The following is a 20,124-nucleotide window of genomic DNA, read 5'->3' as shown; positions in this document are numbered from 1 at the left end:
TCTTTGTATATAGAATAGCATTTTTTTTATTTAAAATATGTCGTAAGCACGACATATTTTAAATAAAAAAAGATATTTTAATGCATAAATAAAAAGATATTTGAAGATTTTATATGTATAACGTTCGTTGGCTACGGTTATTAAAATAGTTATTTTAACTTAATTAGAAAGCTTACTGTGGATTTTCCTATTCAAATTTTCAAATTAATTTTTAATAGACTAAAGAAAATTTTTTAGTAAAGCATTGCAAAGTGAATATGAGTTTGATATAATAAACATAAATGATATAGATTATCATTATTCGTTGAGATTAATTATTTAGAGGAGGTATATTATGTCATTAATTAACAAGGAAGTCAGCGATTTTTCAACTGACGCTTACTTAAATGAAATGTTTACTACTGTGAGCAAGAAAGATATTCTTGGTAAGTGGTCGGTATTTTTCTTTTACCCTGCGGATTTCACGTTTGTGTGTCCTACGGAACTTGAAGATTTAGCAAACACATATGATAAATTCCAAGAAATAGGTTGCGAAATATATTCTGTTTCTTGTGATACACATTTTGTCCACAAGGCATGGCATGATGCTTCGGATACTATAAAGAAAATAAAGTTCCCTATGTTAGGTGACCCAACAGGTACTTTGGCAAGAGATTTTGATGTACTTATTGAAGCTGAGGGAATTGCTGACCGTGGTTCGTTTATTATTAATCCAGAAGGAAAAATTGTCGGCTATGAAGTTATTGAAGGCAGCGTGGGACGTAATGCTGAAGAACTTCTGCGCAGAGTGCAGGCAGCGCAGTTTGTAGCAAAACATGGTAGTGAAGTATGCCCTGCTAATTGGCATCCGGGAGCGAAAACCTTAAAACCTGGTATTGATTTGGTCGGAGAAATATAAGAAGGACAGCCTGTTGGAATTTGTGTTCGACTTGGTTTTTGGTAAGTGAGCGGACAACAGAATATGAAAATGTGCTTATGGCTGTTTCCTTAAAAACACCCTTTGGAACAAGAAATTGTTTTAAAGGGTGTTTTTATTGCGCCTTATAGGTAGACAGGAGTTAGTGAAATTTTTATTTTGTAGAAGAACTTTTATTTTACATAAGCATAGGGTATACTAGGCATATCCGATGATTAACATTGATAATATGTAATTTTTTTGAAAATTACAATGATATAAAAGGGATTTTAGGTAAATAATGCTAAATATTTTTAACCTTATTATCTGGATATTTACTTAATTTCGCGTAAATTCATTTGGGCGGGACGATATTCGAGACAATCAATATTTGAAGAAGTTATGGAAAACTGAAATTTAGCATAAAATTTGTAAAATAAGTTGAAAGCAGGGTGAATTTATGATTGAAGACAGTAGTAAATTTGAACTTACTGATGAGTTAAAGATCAAAATTGATAAGATTTTGGACGATCATCATCATGATTTTACACAGATCGTAGGTGTTCTTATTGATGTGCAGGATGAGATACCGCAGCATTATATTCCTAAAGTAGTGGCATTTTATATTGCTGAAAAACTTCCGTTGAAATTATCAGTAATATATGACTGTATAACTTTTTATGATGCGCTTAGTGAAAAACCGCGTGGGCGTTATCCAATTGAAATTTGTGATAGTATTGCGTGCAAGGTAAACAATAATGAATTTTTATTAGGAGCACTTAAGGACCTTTTGGGGATAGATTTTGGTACAGTGACCTATGACGGGAGATTTACAATAGAAAAGGTTTCCTGTTTTGGTGCCTGTGATCGTGCACCGGCGGTGCGGATAAATAAAATAGTATACGGACCGTTAAAAACAAAAGAACAGGTACGTAGCTTACTTGAACAATTTGTATAATACGGATGGAGGGAAGAAAATTTATGCAGAATATAAGTTATCTAACAGAGAATTTTGGCAAATATGATGTCTTTTCCATAGACTCATATATCAATATAGGTGGTTTTCAATCGTTGCGAAAAGCAGTCACTATGGATGGGGATGACATTGCGACGATTTTATCTGACGCCAAGATAAAAGGACGTGGCGGGGCAGAATACCCAATGGGCAGAAAATGGAGTCAGGCGCGGGCGGTAAAAAGACCGCATCATTGTGTTGTCTGTAATGCAGATGAAGGTGAAACTTGTACTTTTAAGGATCGTGAACTTATAACGAATGATTCGTTTAATTTGATAGAAGCCATGATCATCGCCGGTTGGGCAGTTAATGCGGAAGATGGTTATATTTATATGCGTGCTGAGTATTCCCATCTGAGACCAAGAATTTTGAATGCGATAAAGCAGGCTGAAGATCGCGGCTTTTTAGGAAAGAATATCTTAGGTACAAATTGGAATTATAAAATACATTTATATAGTGGTGCTGGTGCTTATGTATGCGGTGAAGGAACCGCACTTATTCGTTCGATAGAAGGAAAGGCTGGGAGACCACGTATGAAACCGCCTTTTATGAAACAGAGCGGGCTTTTTACGCGCCCTACATGTATCAATAATGTAGAAAGTCTATCATTGGTACCACATCTTTTACGTGATTCGACACCTTATTTGCAAGTCGGGACAAAGGAATCAACAGGCACAAAGCTTGTCAGCGTGGGAGGCAATGTCAATAAACCGGGAGTGTATGAAATAGCTTTCGGTACTACTGTACGTGAAATAATCTATGGATTGGCTGGAGGAATACAGGGAAACCGTAAAATTAGATTAATCCAGTTTGGTGGTGCTTCAGGCAAGATATCTGATGCAAGGATATTGGATATACCATATAGTTATGAAGCTTTTGCGGCGAATAATTTAATAATAGGTTCCGGTTCTGTATTGGTAATAGATGAACGCACCAGTGTAATTGATTTTCTGCGGTATACACAAGATTTCTTTTTGCATGAAAGCTGTGGGCAGTGCACCCCATGCCGCGAAGGAAATAGGCATATAAGAATATTTTTAGAGAAAATCAAGAACGGTACTTACACGGATGAAGACATACAGACAATGAAAACTTTTGCTAAAGTAATGCCAATGTCTTCGCTGTGCGGTTTGGGAGAGACGGCACAAAATGCCTTGAAATCGGCGTTTAATATCTTTCCAGAAGTTTTTGCATCAAGAAAGCAAACGGAGGCTGTGGGCTGATGGAAGAAATGATAAAATTAAAAATAAACGGGATGCCGGTAGAAGTAAAAAAAGGAACAAAAATATTGCAGGCTGCACAGATGCTGCATATTGATATTCCGCATTTGTGTTATCATCCAGACCAAAGGGTTAAAGCACGTTGTCGTATTTGTTCAGTCGAAGTAATAGGGAAAAAACGTTTGTTGGCGGCTTGTGCTACCGAATGCTGGGATGGTATGGAGGTCTTTACCGATACAAAAGTAGTACGGGATACACAGCGGGGTATTTTGCAGCTTATAATGGCTGACCATGAAGAAAATTGCCTGACCTGTCCGCGTAACGGCAATTGCGTGTTACAGCAGTTATGCAGCCGTTTTAATGTGCTTCGGCCAAACCTAACACATGTTTCTGAAGCAATCCCGGTAAAAACAACTAATCCGAGTCTTGTCCATGATCCGGAAAAATGCGTAAAATGCGGGCGTTGCATACGTGTTTGCAAAGATGTACAGGGAATTGAAGCGATCGGTTTTGCCGGTAGAAGCACTGGCTTGAAAGTAACTACTCCTTACGGTGAAGAATTTAATAAAACAGATTGTGTATTATGCGGGCAATGTACTGTCGTTTGTCCGGTAGGGGCGTTGGTGGAAAAAGATGATACGAACAGGGTACTTGAGGCTGTCTTTAATCCCCATAAAGTGGTTATTGTCCAGACGGCACCTTCTGTACGTGTGGCGCTAGGTGATGCTTTTGGTTTGCCAGATGGCAGTATAGTGACAAAAAAAATGGTTTCAGCACTGCGCATGATTGGTTTTGATAAAGTTTTCGATACAAATTATGGGGCAGATTTGACTATTACAGAAGAAGCAGAAGAACTTATAGACAGATTGAAAAATAATAAAAAGATGCCGATGACTACGTCTTGCTGTCCAGCATGGGTTAATTTTATGGAAAAACATTATCCAGATGAGATCGCGCATTTATCTAGTACAAAATCACCTATGTCTATTTTTTCGGCGGTAGCTAAAACCCAGTATGCCAAACAGGAAAATATAGCACCCGAAAATATTTTTTCTGTAGCCATAATGCCTTGTATAGCCAAAAAATACGAAGCAAAGCGACCGGAATTAGGACGAGGCGGTATAGCAGACACAGACGCTGTTATAACAACGCGTGGATTGATAAAACTGATAAAATATATTGGTATAGATTTCTGTAATTTACCAGAAAGTGAATTTGATAATCCAATGGGAGAATCAACTGGTGCAGGAGCTATTTTTGGAGCTACTGGCGGTGTTATGGAAGCAGCATTACGTACAGCTTACGAATGGATGACCGGTGGTAAACCTATGCCGACACTTGAGTATTTACCGGTACGTGGTTTTGATGGAATAAAGGAAGCCCAAGTGGAAATAGCTGGGCATACTTTGAAAATAGCAGTAGTGCATACTTTGAAAAATGCGGCGTTTATCATGGATAAAATACGCAGCGGTCAATGTGAATACGATTTCATTGAAGTAATGGCTTGTCCCGGTGGTTGTGTAGGTGGAGGCGGACAACCGGTGACAACAACCTTTGCGGTTACTAAAAAACGGATGAAGGCACTTTATATGATCGATCGTAACAGTAAGCTGCGCAAATCACATGAAAATCCGTATTTGAAAAAACTGTATGCGGAATTTTTAGAGAAACCGGGCAGTGAAAAAGCACATCAGTTATTACACACGCATTATCATGCCAGAGAAAAGGAATTTGACTTCAGCAAGTGAAGTTTATGAGTTGAGAGTGTAAGATTAATAAAATACGATGTGGTATTTAATAATTTAAGGTGGAGTATTATTTAGAAAGAAGACGATTTTGTGTACAATCCCAAATCAGAACATGCTGACGATTTTATAAATCATGAAGAAGTTATGGAAACTCTTGATTATGCGGAAAAAAATAAACATAATAAGGCTTTGATTGAAGAAATTTTAGAAAAAGCGCGCAAGGATAAAGGTCTTTCCCATCGCGAAGCATCTGTGCTTTTAGCATGTGATATACCTGAATTAAATGCGCAAATTTTTAAATTGGCTAAAAGAATGAAAGAGGATTTTTATGGTGATAGAATTGTCTTGTTTGCACCGCTGTATCTGTCCAATTATTGTGTAAATGGATGCGTGTATTGTCCGTATCATGCTAGAAATAAACACATCTGCCGTCGTAAGTTGACGCAGGAAGAAATAAAGACAGAAGTTATGGCTTTGCAGGACATAGGCCATAAACGCTTGGCAATAGAATGCGGTGAAGATCCGGTAAATAATCCTATTGAGTATATATTGGACAGTATTCATACAATATATAATATAAAACATAAAAATGGGGCAATACGCCGCGTAAATGTGAATATAGCTGCTACAACGATTGAAGAGTACAGAATGTTGAAAAAGGCACAAATTGGCACTTATATTCTCTTTCAGGAAACCTACCATAAGGAAAATTATGGTAAACTTCATCCAACAGGACCAAAGCATAATTATGATTATCATACAGAATCAATGGATAGAGCTATGATTGGCGGTATAGATGATGTTGGTTGTGGTGTTTTATTTGGATTATCAACATATAAATATGAATTCGCTGGTCTTTTAATGCATGCAGAACATTTGGAAGCGCGTTTTGGCGTAGGCCCGCATACAATAAGTGTGCCACGCATAAGAAGAGCGGATGATATTGATCCAGCAACATTTGACAATGGCATCTCAGATGATGTTTTTGCTAAAATAGTAGCTTGCATAAGAGTCGCTGTACCTTACACTGGTATGATCGTATCTACACGAGAAAGCCAAAAATGCCGTGAAAAAGTATTAGAACTTGGTATATCGCAGATAAGTGGTGGTTCTAGGACAAGTGTAGGCGGATATGCAGAAGAAGAAACAGAAGAAAACAATTCTAAACAATTTGATGTCAGTGACAGAAGAAGCCTTGATGAAGTAGTTAGCTGGCTTATGAAACGTGATTTTGTTCCTAGTTTTTGTACAGCTTGTTACCGTGCGGGCCGGGTAGGCGATCGTTTTATGAGTTTATGTAAAAGTAGGCAGATATCAAATTGCTGTCTGCCAAATGCATTGCTGACACTTAAGGAATATTTATGTGATTATGCCCAACCAGATACAAAGGCAATTGGCCTTAATGTAATAAATAAGCAGATAGCCAATATTGGTAAGGAAAACGTCAGAAATAAGGTTCGTGAAGAATTGGCACTTATTGAAAATGGGGCTCGAGATTTCCGTTTCTAATAGTGCTGTACAGTAAGAAAGGTGAGGGGCGTTTTATGGATTTGAATGCTGTACCTTCGGCCAATCGTACGCATATTGCTTTTTTTGGCGTGCGCAATGCCGGAAAATCAAGTGTGATGAATGCTGTTACAGGGCAAAATATAGCTATTGTTTCTGATATAAAAGGGACAACGACGGATCCTGTCTATAAAGCCATGGAACTGCTTCCGCTTGGTCCGGTGACAATTATTGACACGCCGGGCATAGATGATGAGGGAACTTTAGGCAAGCTGCGTGTCGAAAAAACGAAACAAGTATTGCGGAAAACCGATATCGCAGTATTGGTCGTAGATGCGACCAAAAATATGACTGCTGCTGATGAAGCTATGCTGGGATTATTTATAGAGCAAAAAATTCCTTATGTAATTGCGTATAATAAAATAGATATGGGGCTTCCGACAGGAAAGATAGATAAAGAGCATGGTATATTTATCAGTACAAAGCAGAATAAGGGGATTTTTGAACTTAAAGAACGGTTGGCGCATTTATTAAAGACCGGAGACGAAAAAACACTGCTTAAAGATATTGTCAGTGCTGGAGATATAGTTATCCTTGTCATTCCTATTGATAAGGCGGCGCCTAAAGGACGGTTGATCCTGCCGCAGCAGCAGACCATAAGGGAAATATTAGATGTTGGGGCGGCAGCTGTGATAACGCAGGATGACAAACTGGCAGAAACAATTGCCAACCTTAAAGTAAAACCGAAAATGGTGATTACGGACAGTCAGGCTTTTGCAAATGTAAACAAGCAAACTCCGGATGATATACTGTTGACATCATTTTCTATATTGTTTTCACGCTATAAGGGGAATTTGCTGGCGCAGATGAATGCGGTAAAAACATTCGACAGCTTGCAAGATGGTGATGAGATATTAATTGCTGAAGGATGTACGCATCATCGTCAATGTGATGATATCGGGACAGTGAAACTGCCTCGTTGGATAAAAAATTATACAGGAAAAGAACCAGTATTTACTTTTTCTAGTGGCACACAATTTCCGGACAGCTTAGATAAATATAAATTGGTTGTCCATTGCGGCGGCTGTATGCTCAATGAGAAGGAAATGCAGTACAGGCTGGCTTGCGCTGCAAGGCAAAATGTGCCGATGACTAATTATGGAACGGCTATAGCTTATATGAATGGTATTTTAAAACGTTCAGTACAGGTGTTTGCTGATGTAGATAAGCGATATGCTGTTCTTTGAAAATAAAGCTGCCACTTGTTTTTATAACGAGTGGCAGCTTTATTAAAATATAGAGCTTATCGTTTTGTGAAGGGAAAATATGTACCGTAGAAATAGCATATATTTAAAATAAATATTTAACAGAAAATTTATAATAGTATTGACACAACTTAATTAGTCTTGTATAATTCAAAATAATAAGTAGGATGGTTACATTAAGTTGGCTACACCGTGCAAACAGTTTATCAGATACTGTTTGCGGTGTAGCCAATTTTTTTGTCTGGTCTTATGCTATATTTTATCCGCGTTTTGGATGGTTACATTAAGTTGGCCAAACCTTCAAAATTATTTTGGAGGGAAAATAATGAAAAAAGAGTTAGCAGTATTAGGATGTTTTACCGTAATGTTTTGTAGTGGGATACAGGGTGTAGAGGCTGCCCCTGGATTTTTTCAAGATGTACCATTGAGTGATTGGTCTTATGGAGCGATCAATGAACTTATTGCTACAGGACATGTTAGTGATTATAGTGAGCCAATACCGCAAGATCGTGTTATGAGCCGCATGGAAGTCGCTATGGTTGTTGATGAAGCTATGCAGAATATTAAAGAGTTTACGCCTGCCGAGCAAGAGACGATTAAGAAACTGAATAAAGAATATTACTATGATGTTAAGAAGATACAACTGTTGTCAAAACTTGACAGTATAGATTTGGAACAGGATGTGAATAAAGAGACAGGTGTAACTTTTACAGAAGAAGAAAAGGCTGGATTGAAGAAGGCAGCGGCTTTTGCGGACAAGTTCTCTATTGATGGATATGCCCGTTTTCGTAATGATCATTATTTAAAAAATACGGGCAGGACAACCCGTGCCAATATGGTTCATGTGCAAGTTAACACAACATATAAGGTGAATGATAATTGGCAAATACATACTGACCTTGGTTACCGCAATTCTTTTAGTGGTTTTGATGAAACCAAATCTGCTTCGCCAAGTGAAAATCAGACAGGTACTACTATGGATACATATATAACAGGGCGTATGGTGGACAATGTTCTTGGAATTAAAGTTGGTAAGTGGAATGAATGGAATGTTTATGGGTGGGGAATGGATATAGACTGTGACTTCTCTGGGGTACAACTTGATTATGGTAAAAAAGATTTTAAAACTTATTTAACAATGGGGAAGATGGATCTTTGGGACAATGCCATGGGTGGTGACCGTGAATATGAACGAGTTACCAGTTTGCGCTCTTTCTATTCGTTTGATGAGAAAAATGATATTAATTTCGGTGTTTCATGGAGCACGGCTATGGCTAGCCGGTATCAAAATCCTGATCAGGGCCGTGTCTTTTATTACTATACTCATGCACATCATAAATTTGATAATAATTGGGATTTGCGTGTAGGCATAATCAATAGTAATGCAGAGCGAGATAATACGGCAGTTGCCTATACTAAGACGAAGGCACCAGGACGTTGGTTGCAGCTTCAATATAAAGGAGCTAATCTTCAAGATCCTGGTTCGTATGGTGTTACTGCTACTTATCGCTATGAACCAGCGCTTAGCTGGCCGACTGTAACAGATTGGTGCGGGCTCAATGAGCGTTTTGTTCGTGTCGGTGTGAGCTGGGTACCTGCGAAAAATATCCTCTTAGATACATTCTATACATGGGCAAGAGAAATTGATACAGGGTCGAAAGATGACATGTTCCGTTTTCAGGCACAATTTTTCTTTGGTTAAAATGTAGAATTACGTAGTAACAGATATCGAAGTATTTGTTTAAAGAGTATAGTAATAAATTCTGGATGGTGACATTAGGTTGGCCAAACCTTCAAAATTATTTTGGAGGAACATTTATGAAGAAATATGAGCAGTTGGCAAAGACTATTATGGAAAATATTGGCGGAGAAAAAAATGTTATATCGGTTACCCATTGTATTACACGCTTGCGATTTAAACTGCATGATGAAAACAAAGCAAAAACTGAAATTCTGAAAAGTACAGATGGAATTGTTACAGTGGTGCAAAGTGGTGGACAATATCAGGTCGTTATTGGTAATGCTGTCGGTGATGTTTACGATACAATTTTAGATGTTTTTGGGATTTCTGCTAATAAGGAAGCAGGGAACGATGTAGCAAACAAAAAAATAGGATTATTGGATAGATTTATAGATACCGTATCTGGCATTTTTACACCAGTTCTTGGTGTATTGGCAGCTAGTGGTATGGTTAAAGGATTTACTGCATTGCTGGTGGCGTTGTCAATTATTGATGCTAAGGGTGGCACATATCAAATTTTAACAACAGTCGGTGATGGATTTTTTTATTTTTTACCGATCTTTCTTGGTCTTACGGCTGCACGCAAGTTTAAAATGAGTGAGTTCACAGCTATGGGGGTAGGAGCTGCCCTTGTTTATCCGACACTTTCAGCAATTATGAAAGGACAGACACTGTATGAGTTGATGGGAGGAACATTATTTGCCTCTCAAATTAAAATAGAATTTATTGGTATTCCTGTTATTTTAATGAATTATGCGTCCAGTGTAATTCCAATTATTATTGCAGTTTATTTTGGTGCAAAGATTGAACGTATAATTGCTAAATTTATGCCAACGGTATTAAAGGGGTTTATGGTACCTTTTTGTACGTTACTTATAGTTATACCATTAACTTTTATCGTAATTGGGCCGATAGCAACTTGGGCTGGGCAGCTTGTTGGGGCAGTTGCAACAGGAATTTTTAATCTTAGTCCAGTTCTCGCCGGAATTTTTATTGGTGGCTTATGGCAAGTATTTGTTATGTTTGGTCTGCATTGGGGTCTTGTGCCTATCATGCTCAATAATGTGTCGGTTATGGGATTTGACCCAGTGATTGTTACATATTTTGGAGCTACATTTGCACAAATTGGTGTTGTACTTGCAATTATGTTGCGCACAAAAGATAAAAAACTTAAAGCTTTGGCAGCTCCGGCATTTATTTCCGGAATTTTTGGGGTGACAGAACCGGCTATTTATGGGGTAACGCTGCCACGTAAGAAGTACTTCATCATTAGTTGTATTGGTGCGGGTATTGGCGGGGCTGTTATAGCTTTCTTTGGAGTAAAGTTATTTGTTTTTGGTGGCCTTGGAATATTTGGCTATCCTTGTTTTATTAATACAGTAACAAATGATGTTAGTGGTATGTATTACGGCATATTAGCATCAGCAGTATCTTTCCTTGCTGGTTTTGTAATAACGTTTCCGATCTACCGGGATGAAAAAAATATAACGATGACATCCTCTACTGCAGGGAAAGAGCAAATTGTAAAACAAGAAATTATTAAGACACCGATTATGGGTAAAATTGTACCATTGGGGGATGTACCAGATGAAGCGTTTGCTTCAGGAGTGCTGGGTAAAGGAATCGCAGTTGATCCGCTCAATGGACAGGTTATTGCACCAACGGATTGCACAGTTGTCACTCTTTTTTCGACTGGACATGCGGTAGGCTTGATTACAGATAAAGGAATAGAACTTCTTATACATGTTGGTATTGATACAGTAAAACTCGAAGGAAAATATTTTACAGTTAAAATTAAGCAAGGAGAACATGTAAAAAAAGGACAGATACTTATTGAATTTGATGTAGAAAAAATTAAAGCGGCAGGATATTCTACTATTACACCAGTGTTGGTAACAAATCATACAGAGTATCTTGATATTATTCCCACAAATAAAAAAGAAATAAAGAAGGATGATACTTTAATTACAGTCGTTATATAAATTAGGGTAAAGCAAGGATAAATTCCTTTTTGCATTTTTAGGAGAGAGATCATGATGAATATTAGAAAATTCCTTATTGGCGTGCTTATGTTTGGAATGCTGTCTGGTGTAAATACTATCGTGTCTGCTGCTACAGTAGCACCTTCATACCGCACAGTTACAGAAGTCTATGATTGGGGGGCGGCAATTTCTAAGGTGATTGTCGATCTTGGTGAGGTGGTTCCTGCAAATGCAGTAGATAATACTTCATTTAAAGTTTATGCGAAGCGTATATTAGCAGAAGGAACGACTACGCCAAAACAGGCTTTACAGATAAAAAACAGTATTCAATTGGGTTCAGCGGCACAAAAGGATAGTGATCTTGAAGGTTATCGCGAAATTACAAAGACTTATGTATCTGATAGTGAAGGTAAAGCCATTGATAAGGGACGTTATGTCACTATTGAGTTAAAAGTGGGGCCTGATATTGCACTTAGCTCAGCACTTAATTTTGACCTAAATAGTTTTTTTAATAATTGGGTAAAACCAGAATATACAATTACGCAAATGAAAACTGTTGGTTCAGTTAAAGGGCTTGTTGTTGATAATAATAAAGGCAATATACGTCCAATAGTTGATAAGTTTAATTATGCGCATAAAAGTTTTGACCATTTACCTTATGGCTACGCAAGCTATGAACCAAAGGATAATGAAAAGCATCCGTTAATTATTTGGCTTCATGGTATGGGAGAAGGGGGAACTGATAGTCCATCAATCCCAATTTCAGCAAATAAGGCGGATATGTTTGCTGATGATTCGCTACAATCGCACTTTAATGGAGCCTATGTACTTATACCGCAGGCTCCTACTTATTGGATGCATGGATATAAAAGTTTTGGAGATGGGACATCTATATATGAAGAAAGCCTTATGCAGCTTATTGAAAGCTATGTTACTGAGCATCCTAATATCGATAAAAGTCGCATTTATATAGGTGGAGATTCAAATGGTGGGTATATGACAATGCTAATGATACGCGATTATCCAGAATATTTTGCCGCGGCATTTCCGACTTGTGAAGGTTTGGCGGATAAATTGATTAGTGATGCGGATATTGAAACATTCAAGAAAACACCTATATGGTTTATTGCAGCAAAGACAGATACGATACTTCCTCCAGCAGATTATGTCATACCGACATTTCAGCGCTTAAAGGCCGCTGGTGCTACAAATGTTCATTTTAGCTTTTTTGATAATGTTGTTGACCAGACAGGATTGTATAAAAAAGATGATGGGACAGCCTTTGAATATCCGGGACATTGGTCATGGATTTATGTATACAATGATAAATGTGAAGAAGATATTGGAGGAAAAACTGTAAAACTTATGGACTGGCTTGCAGCACAAAAAAAATAATATTATTAAAAGGAGCTTAAAAACAATGACAACATTTCCAAAGAATTTTTTATGGGGCGGTGCAGTCGCTGCTAATCAGTGCGAAGGTGCATATAATGAAGATGGTAAAGGACTGGACATCCAAGATATCATGCCACGTGGAATTAAAGGATTACCTACGGATAAACCGACAATGGATAATATGAAACTTATAGGGATTGATTTGTATCATCGTTATAAGGATGATATAAAACTTTTTGCAGAAATGGGGTTTAAAGTTTTTAGAACATCAATTGCATGGAGCCGTATTTTCCCGAATGGTGATGATGCGGAACCGAATGAACAGGGGCTTGCTTTTTATGATGCACTTTTTGATGAATGCCATAAGTATGGAATTGAGCCGTTGGTGACTATCTCACACTATGAGACACCACTGCACCTTGCCAGAAAATATAATGGTTGGGTAAGTCGTGATCTTATTGGTTTTTATGAAAATTATGTACGTACAATTTTCATGCGTTATGGTAAAAAGGTTAAATATTGGTTGACCTTTAATGAGATCAATTCAGTGCTTCATGAACCGCTTATGAGTGGTGGTATTATGACACCAAAAGAAAAATTGACTTTGCAAGATCTTTATCAGGCGGTTCATCATGAACTAGTAGCTTCAGCATTGGCAACAAAGATTGGACATGAAATGATGCCAGAAGCAAAAATTGGTTGTATGGTGCTTAGCATGCCAATTTATCCGTTGACACCACATCCAGATGATGTTATCGCGGCAATGAAGGCAGACCATATGAACTATTTCTTTGGAGATGTACATGTTCGAGGACAATATCCGGAATATATAAAACGTTATTTTAGAGAAAATCATATTGAATTGCAAATAGAAGATGGAGATGAAGAAATTCTTAAACACACTGTAGATTTCGTTTCTTTTAGTTATTATATGAGCGTTTGTGAAACTGCTGACTTGGAAAAGAAGAAAAAGGGAAAAGGAAATCTTATGGGAGGTGTGCCAAATCCTTACCTTCCTTCATCTGAATGGGGTTGGCAAATTGACCCACAGGGTATCCGGTATATTCTCAATATGTTTTGGGATCGTTGGCAGAAACCATTGTTTATTGTGGAAAATGGATTAGGTGCAATGGATGAACTTATAGATGATGAGCAGGGTGGCAAAACGGTACAAGATGATTATCGTATAAGTTATCTTAATGATCATCTTGTGCAGGTCAATGAGGCTATTAAAGACGGTGTATCCGTTATGGGATATACGACTTGGGGATGTATAGACCTTGTTAGTGCATCGTCGGCAGAATTTAAAAAGCGTTATGGTTTTATCTATGTCGATCGTCATGATGATGGAAGCGGAACGTTGGCGAGATATAAGAAAAAGTCGTTTTTCTGGTATAAAGATATCATCGCTTCTAATGGCGATATGTTGAAAAAATAAGTATAAATTATTATCAATAAATGAAGATAGATTGCTAGATCAATGAATATGTATAGATATAGTTTTCAATAGAAATTAAGCTATGGATAAATTATAGGTAATAATTTATCCATAGCAAAGGCGGGATAGGATGATACGTTTGAAATTAATAATAAAAAAATATATGTATATTATACTTATATCTTCTTTTATTTATAGTACTTTGGGAAATCCTAATATGGCGCTTGCCTCAACTAACGATTTTTCACTGGAGAATTTAAAAGTGGAGCATATGGTAGAGCCAATAGGATTGGATGTGAAGCAACCGCAATTTAGTTGGAATTTGAAGTCGATAGAGGGAGTAAGAGGTATTTCACAAAAAGCTTATCAGCTTGTCGTTAAGGATGTGCAGGGAGTAGTTCTTTGGGATACTGGGAAAATAGTAGATGGTGCATCTATTGGTATAAAATATAACGGGATAGAGTTAAAACCAGAAAATAGGTATAATTGGACGTTAAAGGTTTGGGATCAAAAGGATGAAACGCAAGAAAAAAGTTCATGGTTTGAAACCGGATTAAACATGCAACGCAATGGTTTAGGAAATTGGGACAATGCCAGCTGGATTGGTGGACAAAATAAAGAATTACCATTGTATTCACAGAGTTTAGCTGTATTTCGTGTAAAATATGTATTACAAATTGCACAAGGTTCAACAAAAGCTAGTTTTATTCTTGGGGCGGATGATAGTCGGCTTATGGATAAAAATAAAAACCTTTATAATCTCCAAAGTGAACCGGATAAAAGTTTTATTAAGCTTGAACTTGATACGGGGAAAGTTAAGGTAGGGGGAGAGGCTTGTATCAATATCTATCGTCAAGGGTATAGCAAGGATGATTCACTTAATCCGCTTACATCAATTGCAATTCCTAAAGCGTTAATAAATGTAGAAAATGAAAATGCAAAACATACAATCGAGATAAGTAGTAATTTTGGTATTTTTAATTTTTGGATTGATGGGACTCAGATTGAATTACCACGTGTAAACTTTTGGACAACGGGAGTAAATGTAAATCCAGTTGGGCCAGGGGGCGATTATATTGCATTCCCGATGGTTGCAAATATAGGGTTTTCAGTTGATAAGGGTGAGAAAGCAAATTTTTCGGATTTGCAGATTTTAAATTACAGGGAACCTCAGAATGCGGTATTTAGTGAAGTCCTGGGATCAGGGACATATACAGGGATATTTTCCCATAAACCAATAAAAGGATTTGCAGTGGGAAACGGGGCATACCATTTAGATGGTGGAACGGATGGTGTATTTATCACAGCAGACCCGTCACATGATTCTATGCCGCTTCTCCGTTCGGTTTTTACAGTAAAAAATAAGAAAATTGCGAGTGCCCGTCTTTATGCTACAGCACGTGGTATTTATGAGGCATATATCAATGGTGAACGTGTTGGTGATGACTATTTTGCACCGGGACTTACACAGTATAATATTACACAACTTTACCAGACTTATGATGTTACTAAATTATTGCAAACAGGAAAGGAAAATGCTATAGGAGCACAACTTTCTGAAGGCTGGTGGAGCGGGGCAATTACTTTTCAAGGAGAAAATTGGAATTATTTTGGCGACCGTCAATCATTCCTTGCTAAGCTGGTTATTAATTATACAGACGGTACGAAAGATGTAATCACAACAAATCCAGAAGATTGGAAATCTTATAAACAAGGACCTGTTGTTCTTGGTAGTTTTTTTCAAGGAGAAGTTTATGATGCACGAAAAGAAAGTGCAATAAAATCATGGACTACAGCGGCATATAATGATTTCCAATGGGATAAGGCTGAAATTGTACCAGTCAATGCACATACAGCTTTCATTGGTGAATGGGCACATTGCATGACGGGGACAGTTACAGAGCAAAATTATGATCATCTTACGTTGGTAGGCCAGACTGGTCCAAGTGTTACAAATGTTTTGACTCTCACTGCTCAAAAGGTTAAAGAAGTACGCCCAGGAGTATTTGTTTATGATATGGGGCAAAATTTGGCAGGAGTGCCACGAATCGTAATAAAAGATGGTAAGCTTGGAAAGAAAATTGTTTTACGTTATGCTGAAATGACATATCCTGATAATGAGAAATCGGGTGAAAATAGAGGAATGATCATGCTTGAAAATATTCGTGGTGCACTTGCGCAGGATACATATATTCTTAAAAATGGGGAAAATGTAATTGCACCGCATTTCACATATCATGGTTATCGATATGTTGAAATTACGGGTATTGACAAGGCATTACCACTTAAATCTGTACAAGCGACAGTATTGAGTTCTATTCCGCAAGTCACAGCTGACTATAAATCTTCTAATCCTGAAATTAATAGATTATGGCAGAATATTGTATGGTCTAGTAGATCTAATTTCTTATCTATTCCGACTGACTGCCCACAACGTAATGAACGTATGGGTTGGTCTGGTGATCTTTCTGTATTTGTCCGTACAGCAGGTTATGTAGCGGATACTGATCAATTTTTGGCTCGTCATTTACAAGCACTCAGAGATTTACAGGATAAAGATGGTCGTTTTGGTGATATTGCGCCGATAGGAAACGGCTTTGGTGGAGTTTTATGGGGAAGTGCTGGAATCACGGTGCCATGGGAATTATATCAACAATATGGGGATAAAGATGTCCTGGCAGAACATTATAATTCCATGAAAAAATACGTCGCATATTTGGATACAAAATTAACTGATAAAGGTCTTTTGGATGAAAATACTATGATGGAATTAGGTGACTGGTTAGGACCGGAATACAATAAAAATGAACCAGCGTTTTTGTGGGCGGTCTATCATGCATACGATCTTTGGATTATGGCCAATGTTGCTGACGTTTTGGGGTATTCTGATGATGCTGTCGTGTATTGGCAAAAATATGCAGAAAGAAAGAAATTTTTCAATAAAACTTTTGTAAATGTTATTACACATAAAACGGTGAAGAGTGATGGAACTTTAATGGATACACAGACATCATATGCGGTACCTTTGGCTTTAGGTATATTTAGTGAAGAAAATATACCATATGCAGCAAAATATCTTGCCGATGCTTGTGTGCGCAAAAATACGGATGATAATAAGATTGAGTATAATTCATATGCACTCATGACTGGCTTTATTGGTACAGCATGGATCAGTAAAGCATTGTCTGATAATGGTTATACGGATATTGCTTATAAAATGCTTGAAAACACTAACTATCCATCATGGCTTTATCCTGTCGAACAAGGGGCAACAACTATGTGGGAAAGACTTGATTCATACACGAAGGAACGCGGCTTCGGTGGAAATAATAGTATGAACTCGTTTAATCATTATTCATTTGGTTCTGTTGGAGCGTGGTTTTATAATTATTCTTTGGGAATTCAACGGGATCCGGTATCACCGGGATTTAAACATTTTATTTTGCAGCCCCAACCAGATTTTAAGGGCAGTATGAAAAGTGCCAGTGGATGCTATGACAGTAGTTATGGAAGAATTGAAAGCGCATGGAAAATTGATAATAATAAATGGTTTTATAAGGCAACTGTTCCCGCTAATACTTCGGCAACACTTTATTTACCAATTAGTAAAGAGGCAACTGTTCTTGAAAGTGGGAAACCATTAACGGAAAGTGATGGGGTTGTATTTATAAAATATGAAACGGGAAAAGCTGTTTACCATCTTCAATCCGGAATATATCAATTTACAATAAAGATGTAATGCAAACACGGTCACTGAGAAAATAATTAGTGACCGTAGTTTATTACATATTTGAGTAATTTGGAGTAAAAAGAGAATGGGGTATTAGTACCATGGAACATGGAGTGGTATCAAGATAGTGAAGGAAACAGCTATGACTTTGCATATGGAATGAATTGGAATGGTGTTATTAATGATTCAAGAACTGTAAAATATAATGTTCCATTATTTACACCCGAAAGGGAGCTTATCTTCCATGAACTGGCGCAGGTCAAGTGTCTGCCCATCTGTGACAAAAGTACCATCTCCATTAGCATGGAATCTGCGCTGTTCCTTATGTTCATCATCGTACCAGGCATGGATGCCTTGTAAGACAAAAAAGTTTTGTGCTTCTAAATAATCAGTCACTTTACATTCAATACAGGCAAGACATTCAGCTATGAGAGGTGCTTTAGTAGCTTTTGCTGGCAGGGCGGTTAGGCCAAATTTTTGGAATTTGTCGATGTTCTTACCGGAGCAGTCGCCGATGCAAACTGTTTTTTCGGCAAGTTCTACAGTAGGAATAGCTAGGACGCATTCTTTATTCTTGAGCAATGCATCAAATGAATAATTCCATGGACCAGTTGCCAAAGCGATCCTAGGCGTAAAGTCAAGTACCATATGCCAGGTTAAGGTCATAATGTTATAATTGTCGTTGTTATAGGTTGTCACCAAAACAACAGGTCCTGGTTCAATAAAAGTAAATGCTTTTTCAAGCGGATAGGATTTCATAGCCATTGTAAATCATCCTCCTGTCAATAAGAAAATTATGTAAATTAAATAGTTAATAGGAAACGCCATACAATAATACTATCACCATCATAGTATTATTGTATGGCGTTTTCAACAGTTTGTGTGTAAATGATAAATTAATTTTTGCTCGATAAAATTTAATATTTTTATATATGTAAATTATGCATGAACTTTATGCAAGGCTAAATATTTTTTCCAAAAAAGAACGTTGGATAAAAGCAGAGCTAATATGATGACAACACTCAAAAGCATTACGACACCAACCCAACCATGCCATATTAGAAATTTACCACCTAATGCGCCAATGATACTTGATCCTATGTAATAAAAGAGTAAATATAATGCGGAAGATTGTGCTTTACCGGTGGGGCTTAGCTTTACAACCAAGCTGCTGGCGATAGAATGACTGCCAAAAAAGCCGAAGGTGAAAAGGGCAATACCAAATACTTTTAACCAAAGCGGCATGAAGAGTGTGGTGAGTACACCGGCGAGCATAAAGCATAAAGAAACATCGAGCATTTTGAAAGCACCCTTGTTATTGGCAAGACGTCCCATCAGTGTTGAGCTAAAAGTACCAACAAGATAAATTACGAAAATGAAGCCGACAATAGTTTGACTTAGCGAATAGGGCGGATTTATCAATGGATATTCTACATAATTGTACAAGGCCACAAAACTTCCCATGATAAGAAAGCCTATTATATATATGCATAGTAAATTACCAACTTTGAGGTTTACGGAAAATTGATGCATAATATCATGAATTTCAAGAGAGCGTTTGGTAAAATTGCGAGAAGCAGGAAGGTTTTTAAAAAACCAGATGCTTATCAAAAGGCTTAGCAAGCTTAAAGCGGCGATTGCTGTATGCCAGGAAAAGAAGTCAGCCATAGTGCTGATGATGATTCTGCCAAGAAGACCGCCAACGGAGTTACCGCTGACAAATATCCCCATTACGATCCCAGTAATAGCTGGTTGGAATTCCTCTTGTATATAGGTCATGGCAATAGCTGGATACCCCGCAAGAAATATTCCTTGCAGGATACGCAAGGGCAATATTATTGTGAAATTATCTGTAAAAGCGATGATGCCGGTTAAAATGGTAGAACCAATAAGGGAGATACTCATTATAGTCTTTCTCCCAAATTTGTCTGAGAGGGAAGGGGTAACAAGCATAGCAACAGCAAGACTGGCGGTCGCTGTAGAGATAGATAAACTTGCAGTGGCGGGAGAAATGGAAAACTCTGAGGAAAAAATAGGAATAAGCGGTTGATAGCAGTAGAGCAGGGCAAAAGTTACAAAACTGCCGAAAAATAAAGCAATAATTGTAGACCAATATTCTTTATCGCTTTTTTTAATGAAATTAGAAGACAAGATTATGCAGTCCTTTCAATGGAGTAAATAAAATTTAA

Annotated in this window: 13 protein-coding genes; 11 read left to right on the top strand and 2 right to left on the bottom strand. The window is 37.5% G+C overall.

Features of this window, described 5'->3' with window-relative positions; genetic code table 11:
- Window positions 1-334 precede the first annotated feature (334 nt).
- The 11 genes from ahpC (at window position 335) to EDC37_RS04770 (ending at window position 17,944) form a co-directional block, all read left to right on the top strand.
- Window positions 335-898 (top strand): alkyl hydroperoxide reductase subunit C, encoded by a 564-nt coding sequence (gene ahpC, locus EDC37_RS04820; protein ID WP_132548475.1) that lies wholly within the window; start codon window positions 335-337, stop codon window positions 896-898.
- 457 nt (window positions 899-1,355) lie between these two features.
- A complete protein-coding gene (locus EDC37_RS04815; RefSeq protein ID WP_132548473.1) occupies window positions 1,356-1,853 on the top strand; it encodes an NADH-quinone oxidoreductase subunit NuoE family protein in 498 nt (165 codons plus the stop codon).
- A 23-nt stretch (window positions 1,854-1,876) separates the two neighbouring features.
- Window positions 1,877-3,133, top strand: coding sequence for a complex I 51 kDa subunit family protein (locus EDC37_RS04810; protein WP_132548471.1), 1,257 nt, complete (start codon window positions 1,877-1,879; stop codon window positions 3,131-3,133).
- Entirely contained in the window at window positions 3,133-4,878 is a 1,746-nt protein-coding gene (locus EDC37_RS04805) for an NADH-dependent [FeFe] hydrogenase, group A6 (protein WP_132548469.1), read from the top strand. The genes EDC37_RS04810 and EDC37_RS04805 overlap by 1 nt, the downstream gene beginning before the upstream one ends.
- A 90-nt stretch (window positions 4,879-4,968) precedes the next feature.
- Complete coding sequence (hydG, locus tag EDC37_RS04800) at window positions 4,969-6,387, top strand: [FeFe] hydrogenase H-cluster radical SAM maturase HydG (protein ID WP_132548467.1); 1,419 nt, start codon at window positions 4,969-4,971, stop codon at window positions 6,385-6,387.
- A 35-nt stretch (window positions 6,388-6,422) separates the two neighbouring features.
- Window positions 6,423-7,631, top strand: a complete 1,209-nt coding sequence (hydF, locus tag EDC37_RS04795; protein WP_132548465.1) for a [FeFe] hydrogenase H-cluster maturation GTPase HydF — start codon at window positions 6,423-6,425, stop codon at window positions 7,629-7,631.
- A gap of 343 nt (window positions 7,632-7,974) precedes the next feature.
- Window positions 7,975-9,351, top strand: a complete 1,377-nt coding sequence (locus tag EDC37_RS04790; RefSeq protein WP_132548463.1) for a hypothetical protein — start codon at window positions 7,975-7,977, stop codon at window positions 9,349-9,351.
- Window positions 9,352-9,467: 116 nt separating this feature from the next.
- Window positions 9,468-11,372, top strand: a complete 1,905-nt coding sequence (locus EDC37_RS04785) for a beta-glucoside-specific PTS transporter subunit IIABC (RefSeq protein WP_132548461.1) — start codon at window positions 9,468-9,470, stop codon at window positions 11,370-11,372.
- Between the two features lie 51 nt (window positions 11,373-11,423).
- A complete protein-coding gene (locus EDC37_RS04780; protein WP_231040000.1) occupies window positions 11,424-12,767 on the top strand; it encodes a prolyl oligopeptidase family serine peptidase in 1,344 nt (447 codons plus the stop codon).
- Between the two features lie 25 nt (window positions 12,768-12,792).
- A complete protein-coding gene (locus EDC37_RS04775) occupies window positions 12,793-14,205 on the top strand; it encodes a glycoside hydrolase family 1 protein (protein ID WP_132548459.1) in 1,413 nt (470 codons plus the stop codon).
- A gap of 130 nt (window positions 14,206-14,335) precedes the next feature.
- Window positions 14,336-17,944, top strand: coding sequence for an alpha-L-rhamnosidase (locus tag EDC37_RS04770; protein ID WP_243642169.1), 3,609 nt, complete (start codon window positions 14,336-14,338; stop codon window positions 17,942-17,944).
- Between the two features lie 204 nt (window positions 17,945-18,148).
- On the opposite strand, the gene EDC37_RS04765 is transcribed toward EDC37_RS04770, so the two are convergent.
- Both EDC37_RS04765 and EDC37_RS04760 read right to left on the bottom strand, forming a co-directional pair.
- Complete coding sequence (locus EDC37_RS04765; protein ID WP_132548457.1) at window positions 18,149-18,700, bottom strand: flavin reductase family protein; 552 nt, start codon at window positions 18,698-18,700, stop codon at window positions 18,149-18,151.
- A 174-nt stretch (window positions 18,701-18,874) separates the two neighbouring features.
- A complete protein-coding gene (locus tag EDC37_RS04760) occupies window positions 18,875-20,086 on the bottom strand; it encodes an MFS transporter (protein ID WP_196589801.1) in 1,212 nt (403 codons plus the stop codon).
- Window positions 20,087-20,124: the final 38 nt, after the last annotated feature.

Source organism: Pectinatus cerevisiiphilus, assembly GCF_004341685.1.
Classification (GTDB): domain Bacteria; phylum Bacillota; class Negativicutes; order Selenomonadales; family Selenomonadaceae; genus Pectinatus; species Pectinatus cerevisiiphilus.
The sequence above is the reverse complement of the archived record's forward strand: the minus strand, read 5'-3'. Positions and strand labels throughout refer to the sequence as shown.